Origin of the sequence: Zoogloea oleivorans, assembly GCF_008107625.1 — a bacterium.
GTDB classification, from domain to species: Bacteria; Pseudomonadota; Gammaproteobacteria; order Burkholderiales; family Rhodocyclaceae; genus Zoogloea; species Zoogloea oleivorans.
The window spans coordinates 65,176-76,326 of sequence record NZ_SDKK01000025.1 but is presented as its reverse complement, the minus strand read 5'-3'; the positions used below and the strand labels follow the sequence as shown (position 1 = coordinate 76,326).

Here is an 11,151-nt window from a genome sequence, read left to right as displayed (position 1 = left end):
CTCCGGCGGGCCATCGGCAATCTGCTGTCCAACGCACTTCGCTACACCCCGGTTGGAGGACGCATTGTCGTGACGGTCAGCGTCGTACGAGACAGTGCGGACGCCGATACAATCCACCTCGCTGTCGAGAACACCGGGGAACCCATCCCGCCGGAACATCTGTCGCGTCTCTTCGACCGCTTCTATCGCGTGGATGCATCCCGCCGCCACTCTGGCGATGGCGCCGGGCTGGGCCTTGCCATCACTCGTTCAATCCTGCGATCTCACGGAGGCGACATCGAGGGACGGACGGGGGAAGGAAGCAACATCTTCGAGATGTGGATACCGACATTGATCGTCACGCCCCGCAGCACGGACTGACCCGTTTGCAAGCTCACAGCCATGATCTGCTCAAATGCGCTCACTTCCCCAAATGACTCGTTGCTTCAAGCAACGAGCCGTCGCTTGGAGTATCTCGGCCTTCATACACTCCGGGCGACATCCACTGGCGACACCGAGGCGGTTTCTGCCTTATTTGCCCAGTTCATCAACTGTACGTATCGCAGCTATGCATTGGAGGAGCGCTGGCTCAGCGCCTGGACTCCCCTCGATCGGGAAGCTCATGTCCGGGAACACACGCACCTGATCGAACTGACCACCGAGCTATACATGAACTTCATGGCGGATGACCGGCTTACCTGCGCCTCAATACGTCGTGCGCTTGAGGAGGCTTTCTTGCCGCACATCTTCATCAGGGATCGTGCGCTCTTGCCGTGCCACCACACAGTCTCGCCATGATTGCTGGAATGTACGGATTGCGTATATTCTCTTTTCTGTTCTAGTATCTCAATGCCTTCCCTTCGCATGGAAGGCGTTCCTACGTACAGACCCTATGCCATGAAGCAACCTGCTCGCAGCCTTCTCTTGAAGAAACACGCTTCGTCCCTCAAGGCCAAGAAGCGGCTTGTCGTGTCCGTTGAGTCTGTCCGGCCGACACCAGCGGTTCAGGAGCGCGCGGAGCAGTTGGCCGCTGCCGCTCGGCGTGCCAAGGAAGCACATTTCCTGGACAAGTACCGGGTCGCTTTGCCTGGCTGATGCTGACTGACGAGGGATATGGTTACCTCCCCATCACGAAGGTTGATCCGGCGACTCTCGGTACGTTCTCGTGCGGAAAACCTCGTCTAGACGATTTTCTGACGGCACAGGCACTGACCTTGCACGAAGCCAGACTGGGTTTCACCAATGTGGCTTTTCATCAGCATTTTGAAGGCCCGGTCGGGTATTTCACTCTCGCCAACGACGCGATAAAGCTCAACAACTCCGAGAAGTTCGACTTGGGGGTCTATGAGCACATCGAACTTGCTGCCTTTCCTGCCGTGAAGATTGGGAGACTTGCGGTTCACCAGGACCTGCAGCGTACGGGTGTGGGCGCCGCCTTGATGGCGCTCCTGCTTGGTGACATTCTCAATACGGCAGGCTTGTCCGCCGCACGATTGATCGTTGTCGATGCGGATAACGATGAAGCGGTGCTCGGTTTTTACCGAAAACTCGGCTTTGAAGTCAGCCTTTGGGCAGAAGAAATGGCCAAGAACCACACGAAGAAACGCACTCAGCCAGCCACGATCAAGATGCACCGGGACGTATTCAAAGACCTTTGAGCGAATCAGCCGCTCTGGGCCGGTCAGTCAGTCCTCCCCCTGTTCTTGCGTTCTTTGGACCACGTGCCGTCGGCCGCCGGCATGCGTTGCAGAAAGGTGACTCTCCGATACAGAGGGCCCGGCGACCTCCGTCGCCCCGTGCGACAGCTCGTTCAAGATTCCGCAATCGGCCGCCTGTCGACCGTCCCGGCAACATTCTCGGAGTGTCAGCAGCTGTTTTTCCAACTGCAGCAGCTCGCGTATCCGATCGGCGACGTGATTGATATGGGCATCGAGTAACGTGTTGACGTCCTCGCAACTTTCCAATGGGCGGTCCCTGAAACACAGAAGCACCCGGATTTCGTCCAGTGTCATGTCGAGGGAGCGACACCGCCGAATGAAGGCCAGACGTTCAAGATGAACGGCATCGTAGATCCGATAGTTGCCTTCCGTTCGCGCTGCACGCGGGAGCAGCCCCTCGCGCTCATAGTAACGAATGGTGTCTACCAGAGTACCTGTCTGCTGGGCGAGCTGACCGATTTTCATCGTAAGGCCTGAGCCCGGCATGAGCTCAAAAGTGAATTGACGAAGGCGATCACCTTACCCCCTTGACTCTGGAGTTGCTACAGGGTTTCCAATGGCAGCAATAGGAGATCACCATGAAACCATCGCCCATCAGCCTGCAACCCGAGACTCAGCCCTCATCCTGCGGGTGTAGCGGCACGTGTCACTCCCCCGAGGCGCCCTCCACGAACGTGCCTCTGCAAGCCGACGATACGGAAGGCGGTTTGCAGCTTCGCATTCCGGCAATGGACTGTCCTACGGAGGAGAGTGAGATCCGCCGGGCGGTCGAGCATATCGGCGCGATCGGTGGGCTTCGTTTTGATCTGTCGGCCCGCACCCTGCGCATCGATGCGCCAAATGAAGCGCTGCCAAGCATCATCGACGCCATCCGCAAAGCGGGCTTTGCCGCAGAGCTCGTCAAACCGGGTACGCCAGCGGGCACAGATCGCGACGGCATTCCACGTGGTATCGCTATTTTTGCGATGGCGCTCGTCCTGGCGCTTGGCGCAGAAGTCCTGGCTTACCTGATGCCCGAAGTGCTTCTAGCCAAGATTGCCGGGATGGGTTTGGCGGCAACAGCGATCGTGATGGCCGGATTTTCAACCTATAGCAAGGGGCTTGCTGCCCTGTCTCAGGGGCGTCTGAACATCAATGCCCTGATGTCGGTTGCGGTCACAGGTGCCTTCGCCATTGGTCAATGGCCTGAAGCCGCCATGGTGATGGCTTTGTATTCCATTGCAGAGCTGATTGAAGCAAGGTCGGTAGATCGGGCACGGAACGCGATCAAGAGCCTGCTCGCGCTCACGCCGGAAACCGCTGAAGTGAGACAGGCTGATGGCAGTTGGGATGTGCTTGCCTCCCGCGACGTGATGCTTGCTGCAGTCGTCAGGGTCAAGCCTGGCGCACGCATTCCGTTGGATGGCGTCGTGACTGCCGGGAGCAGTGCGGTCAATCAGGCACCGGTGACCGGCGAGAGCCTGCCGGTGGACAAGACCATCGGTGACACGGTCTTTGCCGGGACGATCAACGAATCAGGGCTGTTGGAATTCAGGGTGACGGCTCGATCCACTGAGACCACACTGGCCCGGATCATCCACGCGGTTGAAACCGCTCAAGGCAGCAAGGCGCCTATGCAGCGCTTTGTCGATCGCTTTGCAGCCCTCTACACGCCCGCTGTGTTCGTGATCGCGCTGGCCGTAGCGCTCCTGACCCCGTGGTTGTTGGAGTGGAGCTGGTCTCAAGCGCTTTACAAAGCCTTGGTCCTTCTTGTGATCGCCTGTCCCTGTGCCTTGGTGATTGCAACGCCCGTTACGGTAGTGAGTGGGCTCGCCAGCGCAGCACGTCGGGGGATTTTGATCAAAGGCGGCATCTATCTGGAGGATGCCCGTAAGCTGAAGGTCATTGCTCTCGACAAGACGGGGACGATCACCGAAGGCAAACCGAAGCTGGTCGCAACCGAAATCCTGGATCAGACCGTATCCGAGAAAGTGATTTTGGAGTGGGCCGGCAGCCTGGCAGCCCTCTCCAACCACCCTGTATCAAAAGCCATTTCAACGGCACTGGCGCCGTCCGCCACCGTTGTCGATCACTTCATGGCGCTGCCGGGGCGTGGTGTTCAAGGTCGCATCGGTAACCAAGACCTGATCCTTGGGAATCATCGATTGATCGAGGAACGCAAACTGTGCGGTCCTGCCATCGAAGCTCGCCTCGTCGAACATGAGGCCCAGGGGCGCACGATGACACTCCTGGCCAACGAAAGCGGAGTGCTGGCGATCTTCGCCGTTGCCGACACGATCAAACCTCATGCCCGGGAAGCCATCTCGGCCTTGCATACCCTGGGCGTCAAGGCAGTCATGCTGTCTGGCGACAACCAGGCAACGGCTCAGGCCGTTGCCGCACAGGCTAATGTGGACGATGCACGCGGGAATCTGCTGCCTGACGACAAGCTCAAGGCCATCGAAGCCTTGCAGAAAGAATTTGGCCCCACGGCGATGACCGGTGACGGGATCAACGATGCGCCTGCGTTGGCACGCGCCGATATCGGCATAGCAATGGGGGCTGCGGGGACGGATACCGCCATGGAAGCCGCCGACATCGTGATCATGAACGATGATCTGCGCCGTATTCCTGAAGCCATTCGGCTCTCGCGCACGACGCACAGGGTGCTTTGGCAGAACATCATTCTGGCGCTGGGAATCAAGGCAATCTTCCTGGTTCTGGCTCTGCTAGGCAGTGCCACCATGTGGATGGCCGTGTTTGCTGACATGGGGGCCAGCCTATTGGTGGTCAGCAATGGGCTGCGGCTACTACGCCTTGGTCAACCTGACGATCAACCCACCAAGGTTCACGGCTGAGTTGAAACATCTTCCGGTATACTTTTGAACATGCGTTTTTGGGTTGCCCTCCTTCTGGCTGTATTTATGCCGCTCCAGTTTAGCTGGTCAGCGGTGGGTGCTTATTGCCAGCATGAGACCGGGAAAAATGCCGGCCATTTCGGGCATCACAGTCACGAGCACCAAGCATCGAAAGCGGAAACCTCCAAGCAATCTGATTCCGGTGAAGGTGTCGCCATCGACGGAGACTGTGGGCTGTGCCACTACAGCGCCCTCAAGATTCTCGGTCAGGACACTCGCTGCCTGCCTCGGTGCCCGGTGCCCTCAGCACCGGAATCAACGCCAGCCTTCTTTCGCACCCACATCCCCCCAGGCCCCGAACGGCCAAACTGGTTCGCTGCGCTCTGATTCGGCGCAGCGGCCTGCTTTAGTTTTCACTTAGAGCCCGCCTTCAGGCGGCGCCCGCGCCGGATCTCGTTTGTTTCGTCGTCCTGTCGGTTTCTGCCGACGACTGCACAACAAGGAGATTTCAATGCGCACCCCCGTGCCATTCAGAACCGCATTCCCGCTGCTCGCAGTCCTTTTTGCGACCGCATTCGGTGCTCATGCTCAGGCGCCGACATCACTTTCCACGCAAACCGTTGTACTCAATCAGCTCCCCAGCGAAGCCGCTGGTCCGTTGACGCTTGCCGCCGCGCTCGATCTGGCTCTTCGAGCCAACCCTGACATCACCGTAGCGCTTCGCGAACGCGAGGCCAGTGAAGGTACTGTGATCCAGGGGCGTGCGCGGCCCAATCCGTCCATTGAGTTTCTTGTGGAAGACACCCGCACTACGACGCGCACCACGACCGTACAGATCAACCAGCCCATCGAGCTCGCAGGCAAGCGAAGCGCCCGGATTGCGATCGCCGAGCGTGGCCGAGACATTGCCGACATCGAACTGGCCACTCGCCGTGCTGAGATCCGGGCCGCGCTCGTCAGCGCCTTCTTTGACGTACTTTCGGCGCAAGAGCGGACCCGGCTCGCGAAAGAGACCGTCATCCTTGCTGAGCGGGCCACTGGTGCCGTTTCCAAGCGTGTCATCGCCGGAAAAACCTCTCCCGTCGAGGAGACCAAGGCGCGCGTTGCGGAGGCTGGGGTTCGGGTCGAACTAGCCCAGGCGCAAGGTGAGTTGCGGGTCGCCCGTCAGCGACTGACAGGGCTCTGGGGCAATCCGATTCCACGATTCGAACGTGCAGAGGGAGACGTCGATGCGCTTCCTCCAGTGCCGTCCGTCAACGGTGTCGCGCAGCGGATCGAGGCATCTCCAGTCCTGAGGCGGGCTTCAGTTGAGATCACACGACGCGCTTCGATCACGGCTCTGGAGCGCGCCCGGCGCATTCCTGACCCGACGATCAGTGTAGGGGTGAAACGTGTCGAGGAACTTGGCCGCGACCAACTGCTCGTGGGCGTGTCGATCCCGATTCCCGTCCTCGACAGCAACCGCGGCAACCTCCTCGAAGCCCTCAAGCGGGAAGACAAGGCGCGGGATGAACATACTGCCCTGCGGGTCCGGCTTACTGGTGATGTCCTGCAGGCCCGTGAGCGGCTGAGCAATAGCCGGCTTGAACTCGAATCCCTGCGGCGCGAGGTGCTGCCCGGGGCGCAACTGGCCTACGACAACGCAACCAAGGGCTTTGAGCTGGGCAAATTCAGTTTTCTCGATGTCCTCGATGCCCAGCGGACGCTGTTCCAAGCACGTAACCAATACCTGCGTGCCCTGACCGACAGCCATCGGGCCGCGGCCGAAATCGATCGCCTTCTGGCTGATCGTATCTCTGAATAACGCAAGGAGGATTCCAAGATGAATCTGAAGAACATGACGACCCGGATCAGCCGAAAGCACCTGATCGCCGTAGCCCTCATCATCGCCTTTGGCGGTGTGGCAGGTGGCTTCATTCTGCACGGTGGGCAAGGCGCCTCGGAGAGCGAGAGCCATGCCCACACGGAGGAGCATGGGGATGCAGAGCATCACGGCGCCAAGGCAGACAAAGCACATGCCGAGGATGCCTCGCACGGCGATACCGAGCACCATGCCCAGACAAGCGGCCCGGGAGCGCACGGTGGAACGCTCCTCACAGACGGCACGACCCGTGCCGAGATTCAGCTGGATGAAAGTGCTGGCGAACCTATCATGCGCCTCTGGCTTCTTGACAATGGCAAGCCCGTTGCACCTGGCGCCGTCAAAGCCCACCTCACGCTCACCCGACCGACGGGTGAAGTGGAGCGGATGGAGTTTGTTGTCGACAAGGACAGCCTGAAAACGCGGGGGACGATCGCGGAGCCCCACGTATTCGAGGCCGTTGTCGTCGTCGAGACTGGGTCTCAAACTCGCCGCTTTATGCTCAACCGCGAGGAGGGCAAGGTCGAACTCAGTAACGAGCAGATCAAAGCAGCAGGAGTTGAGATCGATAAAGCCGGCTCAGCCCGGATTCAATCTTCTCTGCAACTTCCCGGTGAGATCCGCTTCAATGAGGATCGTACGGCACACGTCGTTCCCCGGGTCGCCGGGGTGGTTGAGAGTGTGTCTGCCAACCTGGGGCAGATCGTCAAGAAGGGGCAAGTGCTGGCCGTGCTGGCAAGCCCCGCGCTCTCGGAACAACGCAGCGAGTTGATGGCAGCGCAGAAGCGTCTGAGCTTTGCCAGGACGACCTACGAGCGGGAGAGGAAACTGTGGGAGGAGAAGATCTCCGCCGAGCAAGACTACCTGCAGGCGCGACAGGTGCTGCGCGAGGCCGAAATTGCCGTCGCCAACGTTCAGCAGAAGCTCACCGCCATCGGTGCCAGTGTAGATGCCGATGGCGGCCTCAACCGCTATGTGCTGCGTGCCCCCTTCGACGGAATGGTTGTGGAAAAGCACATTGCCCTGGGTGAAGCGGTCAAGGAAGACGGCCAAGTGTTCACGATCTCCGACCTGTCCACCGTGTGGGCGGAAATCAGTGTTCCGGCCAAGGATCTGGCCCGGGTCAGGATCGGAGAGAAAGTCACTATCAAGGCATCGTCTTTCGACTCTACAGCGACCGGCACTGTGGCCTACGTGGGCGCGCTCATCGGCGAGCAAACCCGCACGGCACGGGCTCGGGTGCTCCTCTCGAACCCTCAGGGAAGCTGGCGTCCTGGCCTCTTCGTCAACGTGGAAGTGATCTCTAGCGAAACCGAAGTGCCGGTCGCCGTGCTTTCTGAGGCCATTCAAAACATGGACGGAAAGAGCGTCGTGTTTGTCCGAGTCGACGGTGGTTTTGTGACGCAGCCCGTTCAGACCGGACGCAGTGATGAAGCGCACACCGAAGTCGTCTCTGGCATCAAGGCGGGTGCGTCCTACGCCGCTGCCGGCAGCTTCGTGCTGAAGGCAGAAATCGGCAAAGGCTCAGCTGAGCACGCGCATTAAGGAAAAGGGGAACGATCATGTTTGAACGCATCATTCGCTTTTCCATCGAGCAGCGCTGGCTCATCCTTCTGGCCGTTTTCGGGATGGCTGCGCTGGGGGTCTTCAGTTACCAGAAGCTTCCCATCGACGCCGTGCCCGACATCACCAATGTCCAGGTCCAGATCAATACCCATGCTCCTGGTTACTCCCCGCTGGAAACCGAGCAGCGGGTGACCTACCCCATCGAAACGGTGATGGCCGGGCTGCCCAACCTGGTCCAGACACGTTCCCTGTCCCGCTACGGTCTGTCTCAGGTAACGGTGATCTTCAAGGATGGGACCGACATCTACTTTGCACGGCAACTGGTGAACGAGCGGATTCAGGACGCCCGGGACAAGCTGCCTGCCGGTATATCTCCGGCCATGGGGCCGATATCGACCGGGCTCGGCGAGATCTACCTGTGGACTGTGGAAGTAAAGGAAGGGGCCAGGAAGCCGGATGGCAGCCCCTACACCCCCATCGACCTGCGGGAGATACAGGACTGGATCATCAAGCCACAACTGCGCAATGTGCCGGGCGTGACGGAAATCAATTCCATTGGCGGCTATGCCAAGGAGTATCAGGTCGCTCCCTTGCCGGAACGTCTGGCGGCCTACGGCATGACACTGCAGGAGATCGTCACGGCGCTGGAGCGCAACAACGGCAACGTCGGGGCCGGCTACATCGAAAAGCGAGGTGAGCAATACCTGGTTCGTGCGCCCGGACAGGTGAAGACCGAAGAGGACATCCGTAACGTCATCGTCGGTACCGCCCAGGGCCAGCCGATCCGCATCCGCGACGTGGCCGAGGTCGGCATTGGCCGTGAGCTGCGCACCGGGGCTGCCACCGACAATGGCCGGGAGGTAGTGCTCGGCACGGTCTTCATGTTGATCGGCCAGAACAGCCGGACGGTCTCCCAGGCCGTGGACAAGAAAATGGAGGAGATCAACCGCAATCTGCCCGCCGGGGTGGAGGCGGTCACCGTCTATGACCGCACCACGCTGGTGGACAAGGCCATTGCCACGGTGAAGAAGAATCTCCTGGAAGGCGCCATTCTCGTCATCGCCATCCTTTTCCTGTTCCTCGGCAACATCCGGGCCGCACTCATCACCGCCTGCATCATCCCGTTGGCGATGCTGTTTACCTTCTCGGGCATGGTAGCCAACAAGGTGAGTGCCAACCTGATGAGTCTCGGTGCGCTCGATTTCGGCATCATCATCGACGGTGCGGTGGTGATCGTCGAGAACTGCGTACGCCGGCTATCCCATGCTCGGGCATCCCTGGGCCGCCCCTTGAACCGGACGGAGCGCTTCCACGAGGTTTTCAAGGCATCCCGTGAGTCGCGTCGAGCGCTGCTTTTCGGGCAACTGATCATCATGGTGGTCTATCTGCCGATCTTTGCCCTGACCGGCGTCGAGGGCAAGATGTTCCATCCGATGGCCTTTACCGTCGTCATCGCGCTCCTGGGCGCGATGATCCTGTCAGTAACCTTCATCCCTGCCGCGGTTGCTCTCTTCATTGGTGACAACGTCTCCGAGAAGGAAAACCGCTTGATGCAGTTGGCCAAGGAAACCTACGCACCCGCGCTCCAGTGGGCCATGAACGCCAAGCCCGTCGTGCTCACGTTTGCCCTCGTGACGGTGATTCTCAGTGGTCTGATCGCTACGCGAATGGGGAGCGAGTTCATTCCGAATCTCAATGAAGGCGATTTCGCCATCCAGGCCCTTCGCATCCCGGGTACCAGCCTGACGCAGTCGGTAGCCATGCAGCGGCAGTTGGAGAGCCGGCTGAAGGAGAAATTCCCGGAGATCAAGCGCGTCTTTGCACGGACGGGTACGGCGGAAATCGCTTCGGACCCGATGCCGCCCAACATCTCGGATGGCTACATCATGCTCAAGCCCGAGAAGGACTGGCCGGAGCCCAGGCGAACCCGCGACGCCCTGCTTGAAGCCATTCAGGCCGAAGTGGCCACCTTGCCTGGCAACAACTATGAGTTCTCCCAGCCCATCCAGCTTCGTTTCAATGAGCTGATCTCCGGGGTCCGTAGCGACGTGGCTATCAAGGTCTTTGGTGACGACATGGACGTTCTGAACGAAACGGCCACGGAGATCGCCGCCATGCTTGAAAAAATCAATGGCGCCTCCGAAGTGAAGGTAGAGCAGACCACCGGCTTGCCGGTACTGACCGTTCAGATCGACCGGGAGAAGAGTTCCCGTTATGGGTTGAATGTCGGGGACGTGCAGGATGCCGTGGCGACGGCGATCGGCGGGCGTGAGGCTGGGACCCTCTTCGAGGGCGATCGTCGTTTCGACATTCAGGTTCGTCTTCCCGACAACCTGAGAAGTGATCTGGAGGCGATCAAGCGACTGCCGATTCCGCTGCCACGTGGTGGGGCTGTTGGAGATACCCGAGCGAACTTCATTCCTTTGGCCGAAATCGCCACCCTGGATCTGGCCCCCGGACCGAATCAGGTCAGCCGGGAAAACGGCAAGCGCCGGATCGTGGTGAGTGCGAATGTACGCGGGCGGGACATTGGCTCGTTCGTCGGGGAGGCCGAACAGGGGCTCGCACGAATCAAGGTACCCGCAGGATACTGGACAACTTGGGGAGGAACGTTTGAAAACCTGCAGTCAGCTACAGCACGCCTGCAGATCGTCGTACCCGTCGCTCTGCTCCTTGTCTTTGTGTTGCTCTTTGCCATGTTTGGCAACATCAAGGACGGACTGCTGGTGTTTTCGGGCATCCCGTTCGCCTTGACCGGGGGCATCATCGCCTTGTGGCTGCGTGACATTCCCCTTTCCATTTCGGCAGCAGTGGGCTTCATCGCCCTGTGCGGCGTTGCTGTGCTGAACGGCCTGGTGATGATTGCCTATATCCGCAGTCTGCGCGAGGAAGGCCAGGCGCTCGATCCTGCGATCCACGAAGGAGCCTTGACCCGCTTGCGCCCCGTTCTGATGACGGCATTGGTGGCATCCCTGGGCTTTGTCCCGATGGCGATCGCAACAGGGACAGGCGCGGAGGTACAGCGCCCCCTGGCCACCGTCGTCATTGGTGGCATCCTCTCATCGACCATTCTCACACTGCTTGTGCTGCCGCTGCTGTATCGCCTGGCACACGGCTCGGATGAGGACATCGGAAGGGATGATGCGCCTGGGGCAAACTGATTATTTTCCTGAGTGCTCATTCGCTCAAG

Annotated in this window: 9 protein-coding genes; 8 read left to right on the top strand and 1 reads right to left on the bottom strand. The window is 59.8% G+C overall.

What is annotated here, in order from left to right; all coding sequences use genetic code 11:
• The 3 genes from ETQ85_RS20990 to ETQ85_RS20980 all read left to right on the top strand — a co-directional run.
• The coding region (locus tag ETQ85_RS20990) for a sensor histidine kinase (RefSeq protein ID WP_246128847.1) at positions 1 to 360 on the top strand (360 nt) is incomplete at its 5' end.
• A gap of 84 nt (positions 361 to 444) precedes the next feature.
• Positions 445 to 777, top strand: coding sequence for a hemerythrin domain-containing protein (locus ETQ85_RS20985; protein ID WP_148581016.1), 333 nt, complete (start codon positions 445 to 447; stop codon positions 775 to 777).
• A 296-nt stretch (positions 778 to 1,073) separates the two neighbouring features.
• Entirely contained in the window at positions 1,074 to 1,637 is a 564-nt protein-coding gene (locus ETQ85_RS20980) for a GNAT family N-acetyltransferase (protein WP_148581015.1), read from the top strand.
• Positions 1,638 to 1,664: 27 nt separating this feature from the next.
• Here ETQ85_RS20980 and cadR read toward each other — a convergent pair whose 3' ends face one another.
• Positions 1,665 to 2,162: a Cd(II)/Pb(II)-responsive transcriptional regulator gene (cadR, locus tag ETQ85_RS20975; protein ID WP_148581014.1), complete on the bottom strand. Its 498-nt coding sequence runs from the start codon at positions 2,160 to 2,162 to the stop codon at positions 1,665 to 1,667.
• Between the two features lie 113 nt (positions 2,163 to 2,275).
• On the opposite strand from cadR, the gene ETQ85_RS20970 reads away from it, so the two are divergent.
• The 5 genes from ETQ85_RS20970 to ETQ85_RS20955 all read left to right on the top strand — a co-directional run bounded on the left by ETQ85_RS20970 (position 2,276) and on the right by ETQ85_RS20955 (position 11,122).
• The gene (locus ETQ85_RS20970) at positions 2,276 to 4,534 is read left to right on the top strand and encodes a heavy metal translocating P-type ATPase (protein WP_148581013.1); all 2,259 of its coding nucleotides are present in this window, start codon (positions 2,276 to 2,278) and stop codon (positions 4,532 to 4,534) included.
• Positions 4,535 to 4,564: 30 nt separating this feature from the next.
• Positions 4,565 to 4,921 (top strand): DUF2946 family protein, encoded by a 357-nt coding sequence (locus ETQ85_RS27370; protein ID WP_342781974.1) that lies wholly within the window; start codon positions 4,565 to 4,567, stop codon positions 4,919 to 4,921.
• A gap of 124 nt (positions 4,922 to 5,045) precedes the next feature.
• A complete protein-coding gene (locus ETQ85_RS20965; protein ID WP_148581012.1) occupies positions 5,046 to 6,338 on the top strand; it encodes a TolC family protein in 1,293 nt (430 codons plus the stop codon).
• Between the two features lie 18 nt (positions 6,339 to 6,356).
• On the top strand, positions 6,357 to 7,940 hold the full coding sequence (locus tag ETQ85_RS20960) for an efflux RND transporter periplasmic adaptor subunit (protein WP_281283115.1): 1,584 nt from the start codon (positions 6,357 to 6,359) through the stop codon (positions 7,938 to 7,940).
• A 17-nt stretch (positions 7,941 to 7,957) separates the two neighbouring features.
• Positions 7,958 to 11,122, top strand: a complete 3,165-nt coding sequence (locus tag ETQ85_RS20955; protein WP_148581011.1) for a CusA/CzcA family heavy metal efflux RND transporter — start codon at positions 7,958 to 7,960, stop codon at positions 11,120 to 11,122.
• Positions 11,123 to 11,151: the final 29 nt, after the last annotated feature.